The 25,510-nt window shown below is 59.4% G+C and carries 22 protein-coding genes; 21 read left to right on the top strand and 1 reads right to left on the bottom strand.

Translation table 11 applies throughout. From position 1 onward, the window contains the following. Nucleotides 1-135: 135 nt before the first annotated feature. On the top strand, nucleotides 136-414 hold the full coding sequence (locus VD17_RS02340) for a cold shock domain-containing protein (protein ID WP_046052491.1): 279 nt from the start codon (nucleotides 136-138) through the stop codon (nucleotides 412-414). Nucleotides 415-489: 75 nt separating this feature from the next. Here the strand turns inward: VD17_RS02340 and icd are convergent, their stop codons facing one another. After that, the gene (icd, locus tag VD17_RS02335) at nucleotides 490-1,746 is read right to left on the bottom strand and encodes an NADP-dependent isocitrate dehydrogenase (RefSeq protein ID WP_010458895.1); all 1,257 of its coding nucleotides are present in this window, start codon (nucleotides 1,744-1,746) and stop codon (nucleotides 490-492) included. Between the two features lie 496 nt (nucleotides 1,747-2,242). Between icd and VD17_RS02330 the strand changes: the two genes are divergently transcribed. The 20 genes from VD17_RS02330 to nuoL all read left to right on the top strand — a co-directional run bounded on the left by VD17_RS02330 (nucleotide 2,243) and on the right by nuoL (nucleotide 25,493). Further along, the gene (locus VD17_RS02330) at nucleotides 2,243-4,468 is read left to right on the top strand and encodes an NADP-dependent isocitrate dehydrogenase (RefSeq protein ID WP_033057053.1); all 2,226 of its coding nucleotides are present in this window, start codon (nucleotides 2,243-2,245) and stop codon (nucleotides 4,466-4,468) included. Nucleotides 4,469-4,682: 214 nt separating this feature from the next. Beyond that, nucleotides 4,683-5,129, top strand: a complete 447-nt coding sequence (locus tag VD17_RS02325; protein ID WP_046052490.1) for an NUDIX hydrolase — start codon at nucleotides 4,683-4,685, stop codon at nucleotides 5,127-5,129. A 59-nt stretch (nucleotides 5,130-5,188) separates the two neighbouring features. Next, nucleotides 5,189-6,334 carry a tRNA 2-thiouridine(34) synthase MnmA gene (gene mnmA / locus VD17_RS02320; RefSeq protein ID WP_008146022.1) on the top strand — a complete coding sequence of 382 codons (1,146 nt, stop codon included), beginning with the start codon at nucleotides 5,189-5,191 and terminating at the stop codon, nucleotides 6,332-6,334. Beyond that, nucleotides 6,331-6,954, top strand: coding sequence for a high frequency lysogenization protein HflD (gene hflD, locus VD17_RS02315; protein WP_033057057.1), 624 nt, complete (start codon nucleotides 6,331-6,333; stop codon nucleotides 6,952-6,954). The genes mnmA and hflD overlap by 4 nt, the downstream gene beginning before the upstream one ends. A gap of 126 nt (nucleotides 6,955-7,080) precedes the next feature. Next, entirely contained in the window at nucleotides 7,081-8,451 is a 1,371-nt protein-coding gene (purB, locus tag VD17_RS02310; protein ID WP_046052489.1) for an adenylosuccinate lyase, read from the top strand. Nucleotides 8,452-8,537: 86 nt separating this feature from the next. Further along, nucleotides 8,538-9,707, top strand: coding sequence for a ribosomal protein uL16 3-hydroxylase (locus VD17_RS02305; protein ID WP_046052488.1), 1,170 nt, complete (start codon nucleotides 8,538-8,540; stop codon nucleotides 9,705-9,707). Then, a complete protein-coding gene (locus VD17_RS02300; RefSeq protein ID WP_017339601.1) occupies nucleotides 9,700-10,125 on the top strand; it encodes a GNAT family N-acetyltransferase in 426 nt (141 codons plus the stop codon). The genes VD17_RS02305 and VD17_RS02300 overlap by 8 nt, the downstream gene beginning before the upstream one ends. A 244-nt stretch (nucleotides 10,126-10,369) precedes the next feature. Next, complete coding sequence (locus VD17_RS02295; RefSeq protein ID WP_046052487.1) at nucleotides 10,370-11,131, top strand: secretin N-terminal domain-containing protein; 762 nt, start codon at nucleotides 10,370-10,372, stop codon at nucleotides 11,129-11,131. 500 nt (nucleotides 11,132-11,631) lie between these two features. After that, complete coding sequence (gene aceA, locus VD17_RS02290; protein ID WP_033057066.1) at nucleotides 11,632-12,957, top strand: isocitrate lyase; 1,326 nt, start codon at nucleotides 11,632-11,634, stop codon at nucleotides 12,955-12,957. A gap of 640 nt (nucleotides 12,958-13,597) precedes the next feature. Next, the gene (locus VD17_RS02285; protein WP_008146033.1) at nucleotides 13,598-14,011 is read left to right on the top strand and encodes an NADH-quinone oxidoreductase subunit A; all 414 of its coding nucleotides are present in this window, start codon (nucleotides 13,598-13,600) and stop codon (nucleotides 14,009-14,011) included. Between the two features lie 10 nt (nucleotides 14,012-14,021). Beyond that, on the top strand, nucleotides 14,022-14,696 hold the full coding sequence (locus VD17_RS02280; RefSeq protein WP_008146035.1) for a NuoB/complex I 20 kDa subunit family protein: 675 nt from the start codon (nucleotides 14,022-14,024) through the stop codon (nucleotides 14,694-14,696). Nucleotides 14,697-14,769: 73 nt separating this feature from the next. Continuing rightward, nucleotides 14,770-16,554 (top strand): NADH-quinone oxidoreductase subunit C/D, encoded by a 1,785-nt coding sequence (gene nuoC, locus VD17_RS02275; RefSeq protein ID WP_008146037.1) that lies wholly within the window; start codon nucleotides 14,770-14,772, stop codon nucleotides 16,552-16,554. 2 nt (nucleotides 16,555-16,556) lie between these two features. Beyond that, nucleotides 16,557-17,054 (top strand): NADH-quinone oxidoreductase subunit NuoE, encoded by a 498-nt coding sequence (gene nuoE / locus VD17_RS02270; protein ID WP_008146039.1) that lies wholly within the window; start codon nucleotides 16,557-16,559, stop codon nucleotides 17,052-17,054. Beyond that, nucleotides 17,051-18,406, top strand: coding sequence for an NADH-quinone oxidoreductase subunit NuoF (gene nuoF / locus VD17_RS02265; RefSeq protein WP_008146041.1), 1,356 nt, complete (start codon nucleotides 17,051-17,053; stop codon nucleotides 18,404-18,406). Before nuoE ends, nuoF begins: the two co-directional genes overlap by 4 nt. A gap of 136 nt (nucleotides 18,407-18,542) precedes the next feature. Next, a complete protein-coding gene (nuoG, locus tag VD17_RS02260) occupies nucleotides 18,543-21,257 on the top strand; it encodes an NADH-quinone oxidoreductase subunit NuoG (RefSeq protein WP_046052486.1) in 2,715 nt (904 codons plus the stop codon). Next, on the top strand, nucleotides 21,254-22,261 hold the full coding sequence (gene nuoH / locus VD17_RS02255) for an NADH-quinone oxidoreductase subunit NuoH (protein WP_008146046.1): 1,008 nt from the start codon (nucleotides 21,254-21,256) through the stop codon (nucleotides 22,259-22,261). Before nuoG ends, nuoH begins: the two co-directional genes overlap by 4 nt. Nucleotides 22,262-22,273: 12 nt before the next feature. Further along, nucleotides 22,274-22,819 (top strand): NADH-quinone oxidoreductase subunit NuoI, encoded by a 546-nt coding sequence (gene nuoI, locus VD17_RS02250; RefSeq protein WP_019648466.1) that lies wholly within the window; start codon nucleotides 22,274-22,276, stop codon nucleotides 22,817-22,819. A 9-nt stretch (nucleotides 22,820-22,828) separates the two neighbouring features. Beyond that, entirely contained in the window at nucleotides 22,829-23,332 is a 504-nt protein-coding gene (nuoJ, locus tag VD17_RS02245) for an NADH-quinone oxidoreductase subunit J (protein WP_033057072.1), read from the top strand. A gap of 2 nt (nucleotides 23,333-23,334) precedes the next feature. Beyond that, nucleotides 23,335-23,643: an NADH-quinone oxidoreductase subunit NuoK gene (nuoK, locus tag VD17_RS02240; protein ID WP_007946416.1), complete on the top strand. Its 309-nt coding sequence runs from the start codon at nucleotides 23,335-23,337 to the stop codon at nucleotides 23,641-23,643. Continuing rightward, on the top strand, nucleotides 23,640-25,493 hold the full coding sequence (nuoL, locus tag VD17_RS02235) for an NADH-quinone oxidoreductase subunit L (RefSeq protein ID WP_046052485.1): 1,854 nt from the start codon (nucleotides 23,640-23,642) through the stop codon (nucleotides 25,491-25,493). Before nuoK ends, nuoL begins: the two co-directional genes overlap by 4 nt. Nucleotides 25,494-25,510 lie beyond the last annotated feature (17 nt).

Genomic DNA, 25,510 nt, shown 5'->3' with positions numbered 1-25,510 from the left:
GGAAAACGGTGTTACAACCAATAGAGCCCACAGTGGGTAAAAAAGGTCCGCGGAGTCAATCTTATTTCCAGGAAATGACTGCGGATGAACTGGATGATACTCCAGTGATGGAGTCTGTTGCAGAGGGATATGGGTATGTCAGTCGGTAAGGTGAAATGGTTCAACAATGCCAAGGGGTTTGGTTTCATTAACACCGACGCCAAAGAAGGCCGTGACGAAGACGGTCATCTTATTGATTTCTTTGCCCACTATTCGGCCATTGATATGAACGGATACAAGACCCTCAGGGCCGGGCAAGCCGTAAACTTCGAGATCGTCCAGGGCCCCAAAGGGCTGCACGCAGTCAAGATTAAAGCAGTCACGACCGAGAACGAACAGGCCGCTGACACCCAGCAAGAAACAGTGTCGAGCTGACGCCCCCCGTCATCCAGTCATAAAAAAACCGCCCGAAGGCGGTTTTTTTAATGCCTATTCGCTTACATATGCAGCTTACATATGCGAGATGAGCGCATCACCAAACGCAGACGAAGACAGCAGCTTCGCGCCTTCCATCAAACGGTGGAAGTCATAGGTCACGGTCTTGGCGGAAATCGCGCCGTTGGTGCCCTTGATGATCAGATCGGCCGCTTCGGTCCAGCCCATGTGGCGCAGCATCATCTCTGCGGACAGGATCAGGGAACCCGGGTTGACCTGGTCCTTGCCAGCGTACTTCGGCGCAGTGCCGTGGGTCGCTTCGAACATCGCAATGGTGTCAGACAGGTTGGCACCCGGTGCGATACCGATACCGCCCACTTCCGCCGCCAGGGCGTCGGAGAGGTAGTCGCCGTTCAGGTTCAGGGTCGCGATCACATCGTATTCGGCCGGGCGCAGCAGGATCTGCTGGAGCATGGCGTCGGCGATGGCATCTTTGACGATAACGTTCTTGCCGGTTTTCGGGTTTTTGAACTGCATCCACGGACCACCATCGAGCAGAGTCGCGCCGAACTCTTCAGCCGCCACTTCGTAGGCCCACTCCTTGAAGGCACCTTCGGTGAACTTCATGATGTTGCCTTTGTGCACGATGGTCAGCGAGTCGCGGTCGTTGTCGACCACATACTGCAGCGCTTTTCGCGCCAGACGCTTGGTGCCTTGCAGCGAAACCGGCTTGATGCCGATACCGCAGTTTTCGTCGAAACGAATCTTGGTGACGCCCATTTCATCTTTAAGGAACTTGATGACTTTGGTCGCTTCCGGCGAACCGGCTTTCCACTCGATACCGGCGTAGATGTCTTCCGAGTTCTCACGGAAGATCGTCATGTCGACGTCGCCTGGCTTCTTGACCGGGCTAGGCACACCTTCGAACCAACGCACTGGGCGCAGGCAGACATAAAGGTCGAGTTGCTGACGCAGGGCCACGTTCAGGGAACGGATGCCGCCACCGACCGGGGTGGTCAGAGGGCCCTTGATGGAAACCACGTAATCCTTGACCGCGTCCAGGGTTTCCTGAGGTAGCCAGGTGTCCTGATCGTAAACCTGAGTCGCTTTCTCCCCGGCATAGACTTCCATCCAGGAAATTTTGCGCTCGCCGCCGTAAGCCTTCTTAACAGCAGCATCGACAACCTTGATCATGACCGGGCTGATATCAACGCCAATACCATCACCTTCGATGAAGGGGATGATCGGGTTGTTAGGAACATTGAGAGAATGGTCCGCGTTGACGGTGATTTTGTCGCCGACTGCTGGAACCTGAATCTTCTTGTATCCCATGCTGAACTCCATTGTTTGGATTGAACATCTGGCTTCGTTCGAGCGTACCCCAGTTAAATCGGCACGCAAACCCTATGTTCCAACCATCTGCCGCAAAGCTGCACAGTTCGCGACGTACAAGCCTGAAAGCAAAGGGAAAAGCGCCAAACTCAAGCACGGTGCAAGACTCTACGCCTCGCTCTGCCCTGCGACCTTTAGACCAATGGACGACAATCGTTACGTATGAACCATCGGCAGATTGCCAGCTACCTATGTATAATGCCGCCCGCTGACCACAGAGTCACGACGGCCGACCTTTCTACTACGAGGCTTTGGGCCCGAAAAAGCCGGACTGTTACCGCAGTCCACCCGCTTGACGCTCGACTGATGCACCCAACATCACCGCGAAGAAATCTCGACATTCGGCTCATGGATGACTTTGAACGAACGCGCTTACCCGGCGCCCCTCGAGTTTTTCTGCGCACGCTTTAGCAAAGAAGAGAGAGTTAATCCGAATATGCCCACCCGCTCGAAGATCATCTATACCTTCACCGACGAAGCTCCCGCCCTCGCCACCTATTCACTGTTGCCTATCGTAGAGGCCTTCACCGCCTCCGCTGATATCGCCGTGGAAACCCGCGATATCTCTCTTGCAGGGCGCATCCTGGCCAGCTTCCCCGAGCAACTGGGTGACAAAGCCGTAGCCGACCACCTCGCCGAACTGGGCGACCTGGCCGTTACGCCTGAAGCCAACATCATCAAGTTGCCGAACATCAGCGCCTCGGTTCCGCAACTGCAAGCCGCGATCAAGGAACTGCAAGCCCAGGGCTTCGCACTGCCTGATTACCCGGAAACCGTGACCAGCGACGCCGACAAGCTCGCCAAGTCACGTTACGACAAGATCAAGGGCAGCGCCGTGAACCCGGTTCTGCGCGAAGGCAACTCCGATCGTCGTGCACCGCTGTCGGTCAAGAACTATGCACGCAAGCACCCGCACAAAATGGGCGCCTGGGCTGCGGACTCCAAGTCCCACGTCGCGCACATGAGCACCGGCGATTTCTACGGCAGCGAAAAAGCTGCCCTGATCGACGCCGCTGACGCCGTCAAAATCGAACTGATCGCTCAAGACGGCACCACCACCGTCCTGAAAGAAAAAACCACCGTGCAAGCCGGTGAGATCCTCGATTGCGCGGTCATGAGCAAAAACGCTCTGCGCAGCTTCATCGCTGCCGAGATCGAAGACGCCAAGCAAAAAGGCGTGCTGCTGTCGGTTCACTTGAAAGCCACCATGATGAAGGTCTCCGACCCGATCATGTTCGGCCAGATCGTTGCCGAGTTCTATAAAGACGCACTGGCCAAGCACGCTGACGTGCTGGCACAGATCGGCTTCAACCTGAACAACGGCATCGGCGACCTGTACGCTCGCATCAAAGCCCTGCCGGCTGAGCAGCAAGCGCAGATCGAAGCGGACATCCAGGCGGTCTACGCCGTTCGTCCGTCGTTGGCCATGGTCAACTCCGACAAAGGCATCACCAACCTGCACGTGCCGAGCGACGTTATCGTCGACGCCTCGATGCCAGCGATGATCCGTGACTCCGGCAAAATGTGGGGCACTGACGGTCAGTTGCACGACACCAAGGCTGTGATCCCGGACCGCTGCTACGCCACCATCTACCAGGCGGTGATCGAAGACTGCAAGCTGCACGGCGCTTTCGATCCAACCACCATGGGCAGCGTGCCAAACGTTGGCCTGATGGCGAAAAAAGCCGAAGAGTACGGCTCGCACGACAAGACGTTCCAGATCAAGGCGAACGGCGTTGTCCGCGTTACCGACGGCAAAGGCGGCCTGTTGCTGGAGCAATCGGTTGAAGCCGGCGACATCTTCCGCATGTGCCAGACCAAAGACGCGCCGATCCAGGACTGGGTCAAACTGGCCGTCAACCGTGCTCGTGCAAGCGCCACTCCAGCGATCTTCTGGCTGGACCCAATGCGCGCCCACGACGGTGTAGTGATCGAGAAAGTTCAGGCCTACCTGAAGGATCACGACACCTCCGGCCTGGACATCCGCATCATGTCGCCAGTCGACGCGATGGCCTTCACCTTGGGTCGCACTCGCGAAGGCAAGGACACCATCTCGGTGACCGGCAACGTACTGCGCGACTACCTGACTGACCTGTTTCCGATCATGGAACTGGGCACCAGCGCCAAGATGCTGTCGATCGTTCCGCTGATGAACGGCGGTGGCCTGTTCGAAACCGGCGCTGGCGGTTCGGCACCGAAGCACGTTCAGCAGCTGCTGGAAGAGAACTTCCTGCGCTGGGATTCCCTGGGCGAGTTCCTGGCCCTGGCCGCTTCCCTTGAGCACCTGGGTGTTACCTACAACAACCCTAAGGCGCTGGTTCTGGCCAAGACCCTGGATCAGGCCACCGGCCAGTTCCTGGACAACAACAAGTCGCCATCGCGCAAAGTCGGCAACATCGACAACCGCGGCAGCCACTTCTACCTGGCGCTGTACTGGGCTCAAGCCCTGGCTGCCCAGACCGAAGACACTGCACTGCAAGCGCAGTTCGGCGAACTGGCCAAGACCCTGACCGAGAACGAAGCAACCATCGTTGCCGAGCTCAACGCCGTTCAGGGCAAGCCAGTGGACATCGGCGGTTACTACCACGCCAATGCCGAGCTGATCAGCAAGGCCATGCGCCCGAGCAACACCTTCAACGCCGCGATCGCTGCGCTGGTTTAAGGTTGTAAGGGAACATCACAACCCCGGCCATGTGCCGGGGTTTGTGTTTGTGGCGGTCACACATATTTATCTATAGAACCCGGACCCTGTGGGAGCGAGCTTGCTCGCGATGACGGTTTATCATTCAACATTGATATTGACTGACCTACCGCTATCTCGAGCAAGCTCGCTCCCACATTGACTGCGTTCCAACATTAAAGATTGAGGAAGTCCAATGACCTGGCTACCCCACATCACCGTCGCCACCATCGTCGAAGACAACGGCCGCTTCCTGATGGTTGAAGAATCCAAGGGTGGGCGAACGGTGCTCAATCAGCCCGCCGGTCACCTCGACCCGGACGAAACCCTGATCGAAGCTGCCGTACGCGAAACCCTCGAAGAAACCGGCTGGGACGTCGAGCCGACTGGCGTGGTGGGCATTTACCTCTACACCGCCCCGAGCAACGGCGTGACTTATCAGCGGGTCTGCTTCACCGCAAAACCGCTCAAGCATCACCCCGACTATCAGCTGGACGACGGCATCGTCGGCGCAAAATGGCTGACGCGTGACGAACTGCTGGCACAGCGCGCAAACTGGCGCAGTGAGCTGATCATCCGCTGTATCGATGATTATCTGGACGGTCAACACTTCGGCCTCGAACTGATCCGCCCTTCTCTTTAGCCTTGCGGGCTTCGGCCTGTTAGAATCGCGTCCTTTTTCAAGACACTCATTGAATCCCTATGCGTGATCCAGCCCCTTCTGACACACAAAAGAAGCGCGTCATTGTCGGCATGTCCGGCGGCGTGGACTCTTCCGTTTCCGCTCTCCTGCTGATCGAGCAGGGTTATGAGGTGGAAGGCCTGTTCATGAAGAACTGGGAAGAAGACGATGGAACGGAATACTGCACCGCCATGGACGACCTGGCGGACGCTCAGGCCGTGTGCGACAAGATTGGCATCAAGCTGCACACTGCCAACTTCGCCGCCGAGTACTGGGACAACGTGTTCGAGCACTTCCTGGCCGAATACAAGGCCGGTCGCACGCCGAACCCGGACATCCTGTGCAACCGCGAGATCAAGTTCAAGGCGTTCCTCGACTACGCCATGATGCTCGGCGCCGACCTGATCGCCACCGGTCACTACGTGCGTCGCCGCGACATCGATGGTCGCACCGAGCTGCTCAAGGGCCTGGACCCGAACAAGGACCAGAGCTACTTCCTGCACGCCGTCGGCGGCGAACAGATCGCCAAGACCCTGTTCCCGGTCGGCGAGCTGGAAAAACCCGAAGTGCGCGCGATTGCCGAGAAACACGAACTCGCCACCGCGAAGAAAAAGGATTCCACCGGGATCTGCTTTATCGGCGAACGCCGCTTCAGCGACTTCCTCAAGCAGTACCTGCCGGCGCAGCCAGGCGAGATCAAAACCACCGAAGGTGAAGTCATCGGCCGTCACCACGGCTTGATGTATCACACCATCGGCCAGCGTCAGGGTCTGGGCATCGGCGGTTTGAAAGATGCCAGCGACGAGCCGTGGTACGTGCTGATCAAAGACCTGGAGCATAACGAGCTGATCGTTGGCCAGGGCAATGACCATCCGTATCTGTTCTCCCGCGCCCTACTCGCTTCAGACATCTATTGGGTCAACCCGATCGACCTGAGCGAACCGCGCCGGCTGACTGCTAAAGTCCGCTATCGCCAAAGCGACCAGCCGTGCACGCTGGAAAAAACCGCCACCGGCTACCGCGCGACCTTCGATGACCCGCAACGCGCGGTCACCCCAGGCCAGTCCGTGGTGTTCTACGACGGTGAAATCTGCCTCGGCGGCGGCGTGATCGAAGTCGCGGAGCCGTGGACCAGCAAAGGCACTCCTCAAGGCGAGCAGCAATGAGCCCGACTCAGGAGCAACTGACGGCACTGGGCGGTGTGTTCCTCGCCGCCGTGCTGGTCGACAAGATCGCCAAGACCGGCCAGACCGCCGAAGCCGGCCTGACGTGCATGCTCGGCAGCCTGCTGATTCGCGACCCCAAGGACACCCTGGAAGTCTACGGCGGCGACGACATCAATCTGCGTGAAGGTTACCGCGCATTGATCGGCGCCCTGGAACGCGACCCAAGCACCCTTCAGCGCGAACCGCTGCGCTATGCGCTGGCGATGCTCGGCCTGGAGCGTCAACTGGCCAAGCGCAACGACATGCTGGACGTGATCGGCAAGCGTTTGCCGCAGATTCAGTCCCAGGTCGAGCACTTCGGCCCGGCGCACGAAAACGTGATTGCTGCTTGCGGTGCGCTGTACCAGGACACCCTGAGCACCCTGCGCCAACGCATTCAGGTCCATGGCGACATGCGCAACCTGCAACAACCGAGCAACGCCTCGAAAATCCGCGCCCTGTTGCTGGCCGGAATTCGTTCGGCGCGCCTGTGGCGGCAGTTGGGCGGTCATCGCTGGCAGCTGGTGATCAGCCGTCGCAAGTTGCTGAAAGAGCTTTACCCGTTGATGCGCAGCAGCTGAACCGCGCCCGCAAGACCCTTTGTATTGTGTAACGCGTAAGACGCTGGTCAGTTGGCAACGGACCGGCGGATTTTTTCATGTATGATACGCGCCCCATTTCGTTGCCCGACTGTCCGAGAACACCCCATGCAGCTTTCTTCGCTCACTGCGGTTTCCCCTGTTGACGGCCGCTACGCCGGCAAAACCCAGGCCCTGCGCCCAATTTTTAGCGAATACGGCCTGATCCGCGCTCGCGTTCTGGTTGAAGTGCGCTGGCTCCAGCGCCTGGCCGCTCACCCTGGCATCAGCGAAGTGCCGGCGTTCTCCGCCGAAGCCAACGCTGTGCTGAACACCCTGGCGGAAAACTTCGCGCTGGAGCACGCCGAGCGCGTCAAAGAGATCGAGCGCACCACCAACCACGACGTCAAAGCCATTGAGTACCTGCTCAAAGAGCAAGCGGCCAAGTTGCCGGAACTGGCTGCTGTCAGCGAATTCATCCACTTTGCCTGCACCAGCGAGGACATCAACAACCTGTCCCACGCCCTGATGCTGCGCGAAGGCCGTGATGACGTGATGCTGCCGCTGATGCGCCAAACCGCTGAAGCCATCCGCGAGCTGGCCATCCGTTTCGCTGACGTACCGATGTTGTCGCGTACCCACGGTCAACCGGCTTCGCCGACCACCCTGGGCAAAGAGCTGGCGAACGTGGTTTACCGTCTGGAGCGTCAAATCGCTCAAGTCGCTGCCGTTCCGCTGCTGGGCAAAATCAACGGCGCTGTCGGCAATTACAACGCTCACCTGTCGGCCTACCCTGAGATCGATTGGGAAGAGAACGCCCGCGCCTTCATCGAAGACGAGCTGGGCCTGGGCTTCAACCCGTACACCACGCAGATCGAACCGCACGACTACATCGCCGAGCTGTTCGACGCGATCGCGCGCTTCAACACCATCCTGATCGACTTCGACCGCGACATCTGGGGCTACATCTCCCTGGGTTATTTCAAGCAGCGCACCATCGCTGGCGAAATCGGTTCGTCGACCATGCCGCACAAGGTCAACCCGATCGACTTCGAAAACTCCGAAGGCAACCTGGGCATCGCCAACGCACTGTTCCAGCATTTGGCGAGCAAGCTGCCGATCTCCCGCTGGCAGCGCGACCTGACCGACTCCACCGTGCTGCGCAACCTCGGTGTCGGCTTCGCCCACAGCGTGATCGCGTACGAAGCCAGTCTGAAGGGCATCAGCAAACTCGAGCTCAACGCTCAGAAAATCGCTGCTGACCTGGACGCGTGCTGGGAAGTATTGGCCGAGCCAATCCAGACCGTGATGCGTCGCTACAACATCGAAAACCCGTACGAAAAACTGAAAGAGTTGACCCGTGGCAAGGGCATCAGCCCTGAAGCACTGCAAACTTTCATCGACGGCCTGGACATGCCAGCCGCCGCCAAGGCCGAGCTGAAACTGCTCACCCCGGCGAACTACATCGGCAACGCTGCAGAGCAAGCCAAACGCATCTGATCGACCGCTTTACCCTTTTGAGACGCCCGGCAGCGCCGGGCGTTTTTATTCCCGTCTGAAAAGTGCATTTTTTCAATAGGTTACACATGAATCCTGACATTCCTCTTCAACTTCTGGGCGGCATCACGGCGCGCGAATTCCTGCGCGACTACTGGCAGAAAAAACCCCTGCTGATCCGTCAGGCGATTCCTGAATTCGAAAGCCCGATCGACGCCGACGAACTGGCCGGCCTGGCGCTGGAAGAAGAAGTCGAGTCGCGCCTGATCATCGAGAACGGCGAACGTCCTTGGGAAATGCGCCGCGGCCCGTTCGCAGAAGACGAATTCAGCAAATTGCCGGAACGCGACTGGACCCTGCTGGTTCAAGCCGTCGACCAATTCGTGCCGGAAGTCGCCGAGCTGCTGGAAAACTTCCGCTTCCTGCCGAGCTGGCGCATCGACGACGTGATGATCAGCTTCGCTGCCCCAGGCGGCAGCGTCGGTCCGCACTTCGACAACTACGACGTGTTCCTGCTGCAAGGTCACGGCAAGCGCAACTGGAAAATCGGCCAGATGTGCGATTCCGAGAGCAAGCTGCTGCAACACGCCGACCTGCGCATCCTTGCCAACTTCGAAGCCACCGACGAATGGGTTCTGGAACCGGGCGACATGCTCTACCTGCCGCCGCGCCTGGCCCACTGCGGTGTTGCCGTTGATGACTGCCTGACCTACTCGGTCGGTTTCCGCGCCCCGAGCGCCGCCGAAGTGCTGACCCACTTCACCGACTTCCTCAGCCAGTTCCTGTCGGACGAAGAGCGTTACACCGACGCCGACGCCCTGCCTGCAGTCGATCCGCATCAGATCCAGCACGACGCCCTCGACCGCCTGAAAGCCTTGCTGGCCGAGCACATGAGCGACGAGCGCCTGCTGCTGACCTGGTTCGGCCAGTTCATGACCGAACCACGCTACCCGGAACTGGTGGCAGGCCCGGAAGAGATCGAAGAAGACGACCTGCTCGCCAGCCTTGAGCAAGGCGCAGTGCTGATCCGCAATCCAAGCGCACGCCTGGCCTGGTCCGAAGTCGATGACGACCTGCTGCTGTTCGCCAGCGGCCAGAGCCGTTACTTGCCAGGCAAACTGCGCGAATTGCTGAAGTTGATTTGCGCCGCAGACGCGCTGCACGTCGACAATCTCGGCGACTGGCTGAGCGACGAAGATGGTCGCGGCCTGCTGTGTGAGCTGATCAAGCAAGGAAGCCTGGGGTTTGCTGATGAATAAAATTCACGTACGTGTCGCAGACTGGCAAAAGGACAACGCCGAGATCCGGCGCATTCGTGAGACGGTGTTCATCGCCGAGCAATCCGTTCCACCTGAGCTGGAATGGGATGCTGATGACGCGACGGCGGTGCATTTTCTGGCCTTCGAAGGCGACTTTCCGATTGGCACCGCCCGCCTGCTGCCCGATGGCCACGTCGGCCGGGTATCGGTGCTGAAAGACTGGCGCGGATTGAAAGTCGGCGATGCGCTGATGCAAGCGGTGATCGGCGAAGCCGAGAAGCGCGGGCTCAAGCAGCAGATGCTGAGCGCACAGGTACAGGCCACGGCGTTCTATGAGCGCCTGGGCTTCAGCCTGGTCAGTGAGGAATTCCTGGAAGCCGGGATTCCGCATGTGGACATGGTGCGGCACTCGGCCTGACACCGAGGTGCTGCCATCGCGAGCAAGCTCGCTCCCACAGGGTTTTAGGTGTTGCCACAGATTGCAGCAACACCATTGAACTACTGTGGGAGCGAGCTTGCTCGCGATGAGGCCCGAGAGAACACCACAAAACGCCCCGCCATCCTCGGATGCCGGGGCGTTTTGCTGTCTACGATTCAACTTGCCCCACGCTGGGCCGACAAACTGGCAATATCAACACTTCAAGATGTCGGAGATAACGGATATGTCCCTACGCACCCTGCTCACCACGCTGCTGCTGACCTGCAGTTTTTCGGTCATGGCAGCCACCGAGATCGTGCCACTGAACTACCGCACCAGCGACGACATGCTGCCCATCGCGCAGAACTTCATCGGCAAGGAAGGTCAGGTCAGCGCCTACGGCAATCAGCTGATCGTCAATGCCGATCAGCGCAAGATCGACGAACTTAAGGCCCTCATCTCCCAACTCGACGTCGCCGCCAAACGCCTGCTGATCACTGTCGACACCAACGAAAACAACTTCCAGGGCGATCAGGGCTACTCGGTAAATGGCGCCAAACCAAGTCAGACCCGCATCATCAATCGCAGCACCGACAGCCGTGACGGCGGGATTCAGCAGATCCAGGCCAGCGAAGGCACGCCGGCACTGATCCAGGTCGGCCAGAGCGTACCGCTCACCAGCACTCAGATCGATTCCTACGGCGACCTGCGCAGCCAGACCGAATACCGCAACGTCACCCAGGGTTTCTACGTCACCGCCAGCGTCACCGGGGAGATCGTTCACTTGGCGATCAGCACAAACCGTGACCGCATGAGCCAGGAACGTCCCGATGTAGTGAATGTGCAAAGTACCGACACAACTGTCACGGGTCGTCTCGGCGAATGGATCACCCTGGCTGGCGTAAACCGCCAGACTCAGGCCGACAAACAGGGCCAGACCCGCAGCTACTCGACTCAGGGCCGCGATGACATGACCCTGCGGGTGAAAGTCGATACTTTGGACTAAACCACCGAAAACTGACTGATTAGTCGTATTAGACCAAAGATGTAGTGCTATAAAAAAAGCACTACAAAACGTTTGACGATACAAAAAAGCGAAGGCATGATGGCCTCGCTCCCGCTAATCAGGGGCCCTGGCAAGGGCCTTCGAGGCGCCGTTCGCACCTACCCCGCGAGCCGCTTCGTGTCTGTACCGCCCACAAGGTGTGTTTGACGAGGTTGCCGACTGGAACGAAGTTGTCCCGAGGGACGGAAGCGTAATTAGGTAACCCGGCTCCACACTGAAGTTCGTACCAAGGCCCACGACGCCCGAATGCGCTCGCCAGTTCGCCCTTACCTGCTCACTTCCCCTCGAGCCCATCGTTCATCCCGTCGCCACCCCCGCCGAATCCGACTTGACCGCCTAAGCTTCTGGTCAGCGAGCAGCCTTTTACGCCCACTTTTGAAAAGCGTATTCGGCAGGAGCAGGAATTTTCCACCCAGACCTATGCGACGAGGTTTATCTCCATGGCACTGACACGCGAACAGCAAATTGCAGCCCTCGAAAAAGATTGGGCTGAAAACCCACGCTGGAAAGGCGTGACACGCGCTTACTCCGCTGCTGACGTCGTCCGCCTGCGTGGCTCGGTTCAACCTGAGCACACCTTTGCAAAATTGGGCGCCGAGAAGCTGTGGAACCTGGTGACCCAGGGCGCCAAGCCATCCTTCCGTCCTGATAAAGATTTCGTCAACTGCATGGGCGCCCTGACCGGCGGCCAGGCTGTGCAACAAGTCAAAGCCGGTATCCAGGCAATCTACCTGTCGGGCTGGCAAGTGGCTGCGGACAACAACTCCGCCGAATCGATGTACCCAGACCAGTCGCTGTACCCGGTGGATTCGGTTCCAACCGTGGTCAAGCGCATCAACAACTCGTTCCGTCGTGCTGACCAGATCCAGTGGAAAGCCGGTAAAGGCCCGGGCGACGAAGGCTACATCGACTACTTCGCACCGATCGTGGCTGACGCTGAAGCCGGTTTCGGCGGCGTACTGAACGCTTACGAACTGATGAAAAGCATGATCGAAGCAGGCGCCGCCGGCGTTCACTTCGAAGACCAACTGGCTTCCGTGAAAAAATGCGGCCACATGGGCGGCAAGGTACTGGTTCCTACCCAGGAAGCTGTACAGAAGCTGACCGCTGCCCGTCTGGCGGCTGACGTTGCCGGTACTCCGACCATCATCCTGGCTCGTACCGACGCTAACGCAGCTGACCTGCTGACGTCCGATTGCGACCCGTACGACCAGCCATTCGTAACTGGCGAACGTACCCAGGAAGGCTTCTACAAAGTGCGCGCCGGCCTGGACCAGGCGATCGCTCGCGGCCTGGCTTACGCTCCGTACGCCGACCTGATCTGGTGTGAAACTGCCAAGCCGGATCTGGACGAAGCTCGTCGCTTCGCTGAAGCGATCAAAAAGGAATACCCGGACCAACTGCTGTCGTACAACTGCTCGCCTTCCTTCAACTGGAAGAAAAACCTGGACGACGCGACCATCGCCAAGTTCCAGCGCGAACTGTCCGCCATGGGTTACAAGCACCAGTTCATCACCCTGGCCGGCATTCACAACATGTGGCACAGCATGTTCAACCTGGCGCACGACTACGCCCGCAACGACATGACTGCCTACGTGAAGCTGCAAGAGCAAGAGTTCGCTGACGCTTCGAAGGGCTACACCTTCGTGGCTCACCAGCAGGAAGTGGGCACCGGCTACTTCGACGACATGACCACCGTGATTCAAGGTGGCTCGTCTTCGGTGACCGCGCTGACCGGTTCGACTGAAGAAGAACAGTTCCACTGATCTGCTTCACCTGAGCAAACGGCCGTTGCGGACCGAATAGAAAGCTAACCGCGACGCCGCACATCTGACGCCCCGACTGGTTCGGGGCATTTTTTTTGCCCTCGATTTAACCAACACCGCCGAACCCTGTGGGAGCGAGCTTGCTCGCGATAGCGGAATGTCAGTCAGTACAACTTCGACTGGACGGCCGCCATCGCGAGCAAGCTCGCTCCCACAGTGGTCAGTGGTGAATCTGGGAAAAACCTTGATCCAGAGCATTTTCCCGATCAGGAAAACACGCTAAAACCTCCCTGCGCACTACTTGCAATAAGGCGCATGTAAGACAACTTCCCACCCATTAACCTGTTAAACAGTTTAAAAACCGCCACAAACAATATTGATTATCATTTAGCCGCAACTATGTTCGTTACATTCCCAACAAAACAATATTGATGAAATCCCGGCCAATGCCCGAACCGCATGGGCTGCGGGGTTTTGGAGGTGCGCCATGTCCTTATTCCTATAAATAATTTCGCTATAGGAATTTTACTTGCACGGTGTTGTGCCATAAAATCAGCGGGATTGATTGCTGCGACATATCGTCACTGCTTTGTTTCTTTTCAAGCTCAGAGACCTTTGCTCTCTGTTAAGGATTACCAGCATGCCCGAAGCGACAGGACTCATGGCCCACAACTGGGGCTTTGCCATTTTCCTTCTGGGCGTCGTCGGCCTTTGTGCCTTCATGCTCGGCGTCTCCAGCCTCCTCGGGTCAAAAGCCTGGGGCCGCAGCAAAAACGAACCGTTCGAATCCGGCATGCTGCCTACAGGTGGCGCCCGTCTGCGGCTCTCTGCAAAATTCTATCTGGTCGCGATGCTCTTCGTGATCTTCGATATCGAAGCCCTTTTTCTCTTTGCCTGGTCTGTGTCCGTCCGCGAAAGCGGCTGGACCGGATTCGTCGAAGCTCTCGTTTTCATAGCAATTCTGTTGGCAGGTCTTGTCTACCTATTTCGAGTGGGCGCCCTTGACTGGGCTCCGGCAGCTCGTCTTAAGCGGCAAGCGAAGCTGAAACAATGAGGCTTTGGCAATGCAATACAATCTCACCAGGATCGACCCCGATGCTCCTAACGAGCAGTATCCGATTGGCGAACGGGAAACCGTTTCCGATCCGTTAGAAGATCAAGTCCACAAAAACATTTTCATGGGCAAGCTCGAAGACGTGCTTAACGGCACGATCAACTGGGGGCGCAAGAACTCCCTGTGGCCGTATAACTTCGGTCTTTCGTGCTGCTACGTGGAAATGACCACCGCCTTCACGGCGCCCCACGACATCGCGCGCTTTGGCGCCGAGGTTATCCGGGCATCGCCGCGTCAGGCGGATTTCATGGTTATCGCCGGTACCTGCTTCATCAAGATGGCGCCGATCATTCAGCGTCTCTACGAGCAAATGCTCGAACCTAAATGGGTTATCTCCATGGGTTCGTGCGCCAACTCCGGTGGCATGTACGACATCTACTCAGTCGTTCAAGGGGTGGACAAGTTCCTGCCCGTGGACGTCTACGTGCCTGGCTGCCCGCCCCGCCCTGAAGCTTTTCTGCAAGGCTTGATGCTCTTGCAAGAGTCGATTGGACAGGAGCGTCGTCCGCTTTCCTGGGTCGTCGGCGATCAAGGCGTATACCGCGCCGAGATGCCTTCGCAAAAGGAACAGCGCCGCGAACAGCGAATCGCAGTCACCAACCTGCGCAGCCCCGACGAAGTCTGATCCAGACCTGCTTCTTTTATAGAACGAGAACCTGGCTTCATTCTTTACGTTGACCGAAAGCGATAAAATAACCATGACTACAGGCAGTGCTCTGTACATCCCGCCTTATAAGGCAGACGACCAGGATGTGGTCGTCGAACTGAATAACCGTTTTGGCCCTGAGGCGTTCACCGCCCAGCCTACCCGCACCGGCATGCCGGTGCTTTGGGTTGCCCGTGCCAAACTCGTCGAAGTCCTGACCTTCCTGCGCAACCTGCCCAAGCCGTACGTCATGCTCTATGACCTGCACGGCGTGGACGAGCGTCTGCGCACCAAGCGTCAAGGGCTGCCAAGCGGCGCCGACTTCACTGTGTTCTATCACTTGATGTCGATCGAACGTAATAGTGACGTAATGATCAAGGTCGCCTTGTCCGAGAGCGACCTCAGCGTGCCGACCGTGACCGGCATCTGGCCGAACGCCAACTGGTACGAGCGTGAAGTGTGGGACATGTACGGCATCAACTTTGCCGGTCACCCGCACCTGACCCGCATCATGATGCCGCCGACCTGGGAAGGTCACCCGCTGCGCAAGGACTTCCCGGCCCGCGCCACCGAGTTCGACCCGTTCAGCCTGACCCTGGCCAAGCAACAGCTTGAGGAAGAAGCCGCGCGCTTCAAGCCTGAAGACTGGGGCATGAAGCGTTCCGGGGCGAACGAGGACTACATGTTCCTCAACCTCGGCCCTAACCACCCTTCCGCGCACGGTGCGTTCCGCATCATTCTGCAGCTGGACGGTGAAGAGATCGTCGATTGCGTACCGGACGTCGGTTACCACCACCGTGGTGCCGAGAAGATGGCCGAGCGTCAGTCCTGGCACAGCTTCATTCCGTACACCGACCGTATCGACTACCTCGGCGGCGTGATGAACAACCTGCCGTACGTGCTCTCGGTCGAGAAGCTGGCCGGCATCAAGGTGCCCGAGAAGGTCGACGTCATCCGCATCATGATGGCCGAGTTCTTCCGGATCACCAGCCACCTGCTGTTCCTGGGGACTTACATCCAGGACGTCGGCGCCATGACCCCGGTGTTCTTCACGTTCACCGACCGTCAGAAGGCGTACACGGTGATCGAAGCCATTACCGGCTTCCGTCTGCACCCGGCCTGGTACCGCATCGGTGGCGTCGCTCACGACCTGCCGCGCGGCTGGGAAAAACTGGTGAAAGACTTCATCGAATGGATGCCAAAGCGTCTGGACGAATACCAGAAAGCCGCACTGGACAACAGCATCCTGCGTGGCCGGACCATCGGCGTCGCCGCCTACAACACCAAAGAAGCCCTGGAATGGGGCGTCACCGGTTCCGGCCTGCGTTCGACCGGTTGCGATTTCGACCTGCGTAAAGCGCGTCCGTACTCCGGTTACGAGAACTTCGAATTCGAAGTGCCGCTGGCGGCCAATGGCGATGCCTACGACCGTTGCATCGTGCGTGTCGAAGAAATGCGCCAGAGCCTGAAGATCATCGAGCAGTGCATGCGCAACATGCCGGAAGGCCCGTACAAGGCGGATCACCCGCTGACCACGCCGCCACCGAAAGAGCGCACCCTGCAGCACATCGAGACCCTGATCACGCACTTCCTGCAAGTTTCGTGGGGCCCGGTCATGCCGGCCAACGAATCCTTCCAGATGATCGAAGCGACCAAGGGCATCAACAGTTATTACCTGACGAGCGATGGCGGCACCATGAGCTACCGCACCCGGATTCGCACCCCAAGCTTCCCGCACCTGCAGCAGATCCCTTCGGTGATCAAAGGCAGCATGGTCGCGGACTTGATTGCGTACCTGGGTAGTATCGATTTCGTTATGGCCGACGTGGACCGCTAAGCATGAACAGCACGCTTATCCAGACAGACCGTTTCGCCCTGAGCGAAACCGAGCGCTCGGCCATCGAGCACGAGCTGCATCACTACGAAGACCCGCGCGCGGCGTCGATCGAAGCCCTGAAGATCGTCCAGAAGGAACGTGGCTGGGTGCCTGATGGCGCGCTCTACGCCATCGGCGAGATCCTCGGCATCCCGGCCAGCGACGTTGAAGGGGTGGCGACGTTCTATAGCCAGATCTTCCGTCAGCCGGTCGGCCGTCACATCATTCGCGTCTGCGACAGCATGGTCTGCTACATCGGTGGCCATGAATCGGTAGTCAGCGAAATCCAGAGCAATCTGGGCATCGGCCTGGGTCAGACAACCGCCGACGGTCGTTTCACCCTGCTGCCGGTCTGCTGCCTCGGCAACTGCGACAAGGCGCCGGCGTTGATGATCGACGACGACACATTCGGTGATGTGCAGCCTGCCGGCGTTGCCAAATTGCTCGAGGGCTACGTATGACCCTGACTTCCTTCGGTCCAGCCAACCGCATCAAGCGTTCGGCCGAGACTCACCCGCTGACCTGGCGTCTGCGTGACGACGGCGAAGCCGTATGGCTCGACGAGTACCAGGCCAAGAACGGTTACGCGGCTGCGCGCAAGGCTTTCGCCGACATGGCTCAGGACGACATCGTCCAGACCGTGAAAGACTCCGGCCTTAAAGGTCGCGGCGGTGCAGGCTTCCCCACTGGCGTTAAGTGGGGCCTGATGCCCAAAGACGAATCCATCAACATCCGCTACCTGCTGTGCAACGCGGACGAGATGGAACCGAACACCTGGAAAGACCGCATGCTGATGGAGCAACTGCCCCATCTGCTGATCGAAGGCATGCTGATCAGTGCTCGCGCGCTGAAAACCTACCGTGGCTACATCTTCCTGCGTGGCGAATACACCACCGCCGCCAAGCACCTGAACCGTGCCGTGGAAGAAGCCAAGGCTGCAGGCCTTTTGGGTAAAAACATTCTGGGCAGCGGCTTCGATTTCGAGCTGTTCGTCCACACCGGCGCCGGGCGTTACATCTGCGGTGAAGAAACCGCACTGATCAACTCCCTCGAAGGTCGCCGCGCCAACCCGCGCTCCAAGCCGCCCTTCCCTGCGGCCGTTGGCGTGTGGGGCAAGCCGACTTGCGTGAACAACGTTGAAACCCTGTGCAACGTGCCGGCGATCATTGCCGACGGCGTGGACTGGTACAAATCGTTGGCCCGCGAAGGCAGTGAAGACATGGGCACCAAGCTCATGGGCTTCTCCGGCAAGGTCAAGAACCCGGGCCTGTGGGAATTGCCCTTCGGCGTCACCGGTCGCGAGTTGTTCGAAGACTACGCCGGCGGCATGCGCGACGGTTACAAGCTCAAGTGCTGGCAGCCAGGCGGCGCCGGTACCGGTTTCCTGTTGCCGGAACACCTCGACGCACAAATGTACGCCGGCGGCATCGCCAAAGTGGGCACCCGTATGGGTACCGGCCTGGCCATGGCGGTGGACGACAGCGTCAACATGGTGTCCCTGCTGCGCAACATGGAAGAGTTTTTCTCCCGCGAATCCTGCGGCTTCTGCACCCCGTGCCGTGACGGTTTGCCGTGGAGCGTCAAGCTTCTGCGCGCCATCGAGAACGGTGAAGGGCAAGCCGGCGATATCGAGACCCTGCTGGGTCTGGTCGGTTTCCTCGGCCCTGGCAAGACCTTCTGTGCTCACGCACCGGGCGCCGTGGAGCCGTTGGGCAGCGCAATCAAATACTTCCGCCATGAGTTCGAAGCCGGCATCGCGCCTACCAGCGCCGTCGTCCCGCCTCTGGCAAGGCCGATCGTAGTCGGCGCGTAAACGCTTAAAAAAGCGAAGGGTCCGTGCCCGCAGCTTTTCGTGTGATGACGCCTTGAACGGCTGTGTTGATTCACGCGAATAACAAGATTCCATTAGCCACGCCCGCTGACACCGGGCCAACGAAGAACTTTGAACCATGGCCACTATCCACGTAGACGGCAAAGAGCTCGAAGTCGATGGGGCAGACAACCTGTTACAGGCATGTCTGTCGCTAGGCCTCGATATCCCTTATTTCTGCTGGCACCCAGCCCTAGGCAGCGTTGGCGCTTGCCGCCAGTGCGCGGTCAAGCAGTACACCGACGAAAACGACAAGCGTGGTCGGATCGTCATGTCCTGCATGACCCCCGCCACCGACGGCAGCTGGATCTCCATCGACGACGAAGAAGCGAAAGTGTTTCGCGCCAGCGTCGTTGAATGGCTGATGACCAACCACCCTCACGACTGCCCGGTCTGTGAAGAAGGCGGTCACTGCCACCTGCAAGACATGACGGTGATGACCGGCCACAACGAGCGCCGTTATCGCTTCACCAAGCGTACTCACCAGAACCAGCAACTGGGCCCGTTCATTTCCCACGAAATGAACCGCTGCATCGCTTGCTACCGCTGCGTGCGCTTCTATAAGGATTACGCTGGCGGCACCGACCTCGGTGTATTCGGCGCCCACGACAACGTGTACTTCGGTCGCGTTGAAGACGGCACCCTGGAAAGCGAGTTCTCCGGCAACCTCACCGAGGTCTGCCCGACCGGTGTGTTCACCGACAAGACTCACTCCGAGCGCTACAACCGCAAGTGGGACATGCAGTTCTCGCCGAGCATCTGCCATGGCTGCTCCAGCGGTTGCAACATCTCCCCGGGTGAGCGCTACGGTGAACTGCGTCGTATCGAAAACCGTTTCAACGGTTCGGTAAACCAGTACTTCCTGTGCGACCGTGGCCGTTTCGGCTATGGCTACGTCAACCGCAAGGATCGCCCGCGTCAGGCATTGCTGGCCAACGGCGCCAAGCTGACCCTCGACGAAGCGCTGGATAAAGCCGCCGACCTGCTGCGCGGTCGTAACATCGTCGGTATCGGTTCGCCACGCGCCAGCCTCGAAAGCAACTACGCGTTGCGCGAGCTGGTCGGTGCCGAGCACTTCTACTCCGGTATCGAAGCCGCCGAGCTGGAACGCATTCGTCTGGTGATGCAGGTGCTTAAAGACAGCCCGCTGCCGATCCCGAACATGCGCGACATCGAAGACCACGATGCGATCTTCGTCCTCGGTGAAGACCTGACCCAGACCGCTGCGCGTATGGCCCTGTCCCTGCGTCAATCGGTCAAAGGCAAAGCCGAAGACATGGCCGACGCCATGCGCGTTCAGCCTTGGCTCGACGCCGCCGTGAAGAACATCGGTCAGAACGCTCTGAACCCGCTGTTTATCGCCAGCCTGGCTGAAACCAAGCTCGACGACATCGCTGAAGAATGCGTTCACGCTGCGCCAGACGACCTGGCCCGCATCGGTTTCGCTGTGGCTCACGCCCTTGACGCCAGCGCGCCTGCCGTTGAAGGCCTGGACGCTGAAGCTCTCGAGCTGGCCAAGCGCATTGCCGACGCCCTGCTCGCCGCCAAGCGTCCGCTGATCATTGCCGGTACCTCGCTGGGTTCCAAGGCACTGATCGAAGCTGCGGCAAACATCGCCAAAGCACTGAAGCTGCGCGAGAAGAACGGCTCCATCAGCCTGATCGTGCCAGAGGCCAACAGCCTCGGCCTGGCCATGCTCGGTGGCGACTCGGTCGATGCCGCGCTGCAAGCCGTGATCGACGGTAAAGCTGACGCCATCGTCGTGCTGGAAAACGATCTGTACACCCGTACCGACAAAGCCCGTGTCGATGCTGCCCTGAACGCCGCGAAAGTGGTGATCGTGGCGGACCATCAGAAGACCGCCACCAGCGATCGCGCGCACCTGGTTCTGCCAGCGGCCAGCTTCGCTGAAGGCGACGGTACGCTGGTCAGCCAGGAAGGCCGCGCCCAGCGCTTCTTCCAGGTCTTCGACCCGACTTACCTCGACGCAAGCATCATGGTTCACGAAGGCTGGCGCTGGCTGCATGCCCTGCGCGCCACCCTGTTGAACCAGCCGATCGACTGGACCCAACTGGACCACGTCACCGCTGCCTGTGCCGCAAGCACTCCGCAACTGGCCGGCATCGTCAGCGCTGCACCGTCCGCCGCGTTCCGCATCAAGGGCCTGAAACTGGCTCGCGAACCGCTGCGTTACAGCGGCCGGACCGCCATGCGCGCCGACATCAGCGTGCATGAACCGCGTACTTCCCAGGACAACGACACCGCGTTCTCGTTCTCCATGGAAGGTTACTCGGGCTCGGTCGAACCGCGTCAGCAAGTGCCATTCGCCTGGTCTCCGGGCTGGAACTCGCCGCAAGCCTGGAACAAGTTCCAGGACGAAGTCGGTGGTCACATCCGCGCTGGCGACCCGGGCACCCGCCTGATCGAAAGCACCGGTGACTCGCTGAACTGGTTCGCCAGTGTTCCTCGGGCGTTCAACCCGGCTCCAGGCACCTGGCAGGTTGTGCCGTTCTTCCACCTGTTCGGCAGCGAAGAGAACTCTTCCAAAGCCGAGCCGGTTCAGGAACGCATTCCGGCCGCTTACGTGTCGCTGGCCAAATCCGAAGCCGACCGTCTGGGTGTCAATGACGGCGCCATGCTGAGCTTGAGCGTTGCTGGCCAGACCCTGCGTCTGCCGCTGCGCATCAACGAAGAGCTGGGTGCCGGCCTGGTCGCATTGCCGGCCGGTATCGCCGGTATTCCGCCAGCGATCTTTGGCAAAACCGTTGACGGTCTGCAGGAGGCAGCTCAATGACCTGGTTCACGCCTGAAGTGATTGACGTGATCATCGCGGTCCTCAAGGCCATCGTGATTCTGCTCGCCGTCGTGGTGTGCGGCGCGCTGCTGAGCTGGGTCGAGCGTCGTCTGCTCGCCCTCTGGCAGGACCGTTACGGTCCGAACCGCGTCGGCCCGTTCGGCGCGTTCCAGATCGCGGCCGACATGATCAAGATGTTCTTCAAGGAAGACTGGACCCCGCCGTTCGCCGACAAAGTGATCTTCACCTTGGCACCGGTCGTGGCCATGAGCGCCTTGCTGATTGCCTTCGCGATCATCCCGATCACCCCCACCTGGGGTGTGGCGGACATCAACATCGGCATCCTGTTCTTCTTCGCCATGGCCGGTCTGTCGGTCTACGCGGTGCTGTTCGCCGGCTGGTCGAGTAACAACAAGTTCGCCCTGTTGGGCAGCTTGCGGGCCTCGGCACAAACCGTGTCGTACGAAGTGTTCATGGGCCTGTCGCTGATGGGCATCGTGATCCAGGTTGGCTCGTTCAACATGCGCGACATCGTTGAATACCAGGCACAGAACCTGTGGTTCGTCATTCCACAGATCTTCGGTTTCCTGACCTTCTTCATTGCCGGCGTCGCCGTGACTCACCGTCACCCGTTCGACCAGCCGGAAGCGGAACAGGAATTGGCCGACGGTTACCACATTGAATACGCCGGCATGAAATGGGGCATGTTCTTCGTCGGTGAGTACATCGGCATCGTGTTGATTTCGGCGCTGCTGGTGACCCTGTTCTTCGGTGGCTGGCACGGTCCGTTCGGCATTCTGCCGCAGATCCCGTTCATCTGGTTCGCACTGAAAACCGCGTTCTTCATCATGTTCTTCATCCTGCTGCGCGCCTCGATTCCGCGCCCACGGTATGACCAAGTGATGGATTTCAGCTGGAAGTTCTGCCTGCCGCTGACCCTCGTCAACATGCTGGTGACCGCTGCGATCGTGTTGCTCAACACGCCCGCCGTCGCGGCTCAGTGAGGATAGAGAATCATGAAGTACATATTTGACATCGTGCATGGCTTCTTCACCCAGCTTCGCAGCCTGGTGATGATCTTCGGCCACGCCTTCCGCAAGCGCGACACGCTGCAGTACCCGGAAGAAGCCGTGTACCTGCCGCCGCGCTTCCGTGGCCGTATCGTCCTGACCCGCGACCCCGACGGTGAAGAGCGTTGTGTAGCTTGCAACCTGTGCGCCGTGGCGTGCCCGGTCGGTTGCATCTCGCTGCAGAAAGCTGAAACCGATGACGGTCGCTGGTACCCGGAGTTTTTCCGTATCAACTTCTCGCGCTGCATTTTCTGCGGCCTCTGCGAGGAAGCCTGCCCGACCACCGCGATCCAGCTGACACCGGATTTCGAGATGGCCGAGTTCAAACGTCAGGACCTGGTGTACGAGAAAGAAGATCTGTTGATCTCCGGCCCCGGCAAAAACCCTGATTACAACTTCTATCGTGTTGCAGGTATGGCGATTGCCGGTAAGCCGAAAGGCGCCGCGCAGAATGAAGCCGAACCGATCAACGTGAAGAGCTTGCTGCCTTAAGGAAGAAAGATGGAATTCGCTTTCTATTTCGCATCGGGTATCGCTGTTGTGTCCACGCTTCGCGTGATCACCAACACCAACCCCGTGCACGCCCTGCTCTACCTGATCATTTCGCTGATTGCCGTGGCGATGACGTTTTTCGCCCTCGGCGCGCCGTTCGCCGGTGTGCTGGAAGTGATCGCCTACGCTGGCGCCATCATGGTGCTGTTCGTGTTCGTGGTGATGATGCTGAACCTGGGCCCGGCCTCGGTTCAGCAAGAGCGCGTCTGGCTCAAGCCCGGCATCTGGCTCGGCCCGGTCGCGCTCGGCGCCCTGCTGCTGGTTGAACTGCTGTACGTGCTGTTCAGCCACTCCAGCGGTCAGGCCGTCGGCCACACCACCGTAGACGCCAAGGCCGTGGGCATCAGCCTGTTCGGTCCTTACCTGCTGGTGGTCGAACTCGCCTCGATGCTGCTGCTCGCCGCAGCTGTCACGGCGTTCCACTTGGGCCGCAACGAAGCCAAGGAGCAATGACGATGCCTGCTATCCCTATGGAGCATGGTCTGGCGGTCGCCGGCATCCTGTTCTGCCTCGGTCTGGTCGGCCTGATGGTCCGCCGCAACATTCTCTTCGTGCTGATGAGCCTGGAGGTCATGATGAATGCCTCCGCACTGGCCTTCATCGTTGCCGGTAGCCGCTGGGCGCAGCCGGATGGACAGATCATGTTCATCCTGGTGATCAGCCTGGCAGCCGCCGAGGCCAGTATTGGCCTGGCGATTCTGTTGCAGCTGTATCGCCGCTTCCACACTCTCGATATCGACGCTGCCAGCGAGATGCGCGGATGAATCTTCTCTATCTGACTTTCGTATTCCCTCTCATAGGTTTCCTGCTGCTGGCGTTCTCACGCGGCCGCCTCTCGGAAAACCTGTCGGCGCTGATCGGCGTCGGTTCCATCGGATTGTCGGCCATCGTCACGGCTTACGTGATCTGGCAATTCAACGTCGCCCCGCCGGAAGGCGGTCACTACACCATGGTGTTGTGGCAGTGGATGGCGGTGGAAGGCTTTACGCCTAACTTCGCGCTGTACCTGGATGGTCTGTCCCTGACCATGCTGGGTGTGGTGGTCGGCGTCGGCTTCCTGATCCACCTGTTCGCGTCCTGGTACATGCGCGGTGAAGCCGGTTACTCGCGCTTCTTCGCCTACACCAACCTGTTTATCGCCAGCATGCTGTTCCTGGTCCTGGGCGATAACCTGTTGTTCCTGTACTTCGGTTGGGAAGGCGTGGGCCTGTGCTCGTACCTGTTGATCGGTTTCTACTACAGCAACCGCAACAACGGTAACGCGGCACTCAAAGCCTTCATCGTGACCCGTATCGGCGACGTGTTCATGGCCATCGGCCTGTTCATCCTGTTCGCACAACTGGGCACGCTGAACATCCAGGAACTGCTGGTTCTGGCACCACAGAAATTCCAGTCTGGCGACTTCTGGATGGTCATGGCGACCTTGATGCTGCTGGGCGGCGCTGTCGGTAAATCCGCGCAACTGCCGCTGCAAACCTGGCTGGCGGACGCGATGGCCGGTCCTACTCCGGTTTCGGCACTGATCCACGCCGCAACGATGGTAACCGCCGGTGTCTACCTGATCGCCCGTACTCACGGCCTGTTTGCCCTGGCGCCGGACATCCTGCACCTGGTTGGCGTGGTCGGCGGTGTGACCCTGGTACTCGCCGGTTTTGCCGCACTGGTCCAGACCGACATCAAACGTATCCTCGCCTACTCGACCATGAGCCAGATCGGCTACATGTTCCTGGCCCTGGGCGTGGGTGCCTGGGATGGCGCGATCTTCCACCTGATGACCCACGCCTTCTTCAAGGCGCTGCTGTTCCTTGCGTCCGGTTCGGTGATCGTTGCCTGCCATCACGAGCAGAACATCTTCAAGATGGGCGGCCTGTGGAAGAAACTGCCACTGGCCTACGCCAGCTTCATCGTCGGCGGCGCGGCCCTGGCGGCCCTGCCACTGGTGACCGCAGGCTTCTACTCCAAGGACGAAATCCTCTGGGAAGCGTTCGCCAGCGGCAACCACGGTCTGCTGTATGCAGGTCTGGTCGGCGCGTTCATGACTTCGCTGTACACCTTCCGCCTGATCTTCATCGCGTTCCACGGTGAAGTGAAGACCGAAGCGCACGCCGGTCACGGCATCGCTCACTGGCTGCCACTGTCGGTGCTGATCGTATTGTCTACCGCCATCGGCGCGATGATCGTTCCACCACTGCACGGCGTGCTGCCGGAAAGCGTCGGCCATGCCGGCGGCGAAGCCAAGCACAGTCTGGAAATCGCGTCGGGCGCCATCGCCCTGTCCGGTATCCTGCTGGCCGCGCTGCTGTTCCTCGGCAAGCGTCGTTTCGTCACTGCAATCGCCAACAGCGGCATCGGCCGCTTCCTTTCGGCCTGGTGGTTCGCTGCCTGGGGCTTCGACTGGATCTACGACAAACTGTTCGTCAAGCCATACCTTGCGATCAGCCACGCACTGCGCAGAGACCCGCTCGACCAGACCATCGGTCTGATCCCGCGTATGGCCAAAGGGGGTCACACCGCCCTGAGCCGTACCGAAACCGGTCAACTGCGTTGGTACGCGGCATCGATGGCAGCCGGCTCCGTGCTGGTCATCGGCGCCATCGTGCTGGTAGCGGTCTGATATGAACCTTGCGAACT

It is taken from the genome of Pseudomonas fluorescens, assembly GCF_000968015.1.
Classification (GTDB): Bacteria; Pseudomonadota; Gammaproteobacteria; order Pseudomonadales; family Pseudomonadaceae; genus Aquipseudomonas; species Aquipseudomonas fluorescens_W.
This window is presented reverse-complemented; position numbering and strand designations above follow the sequence as displayed.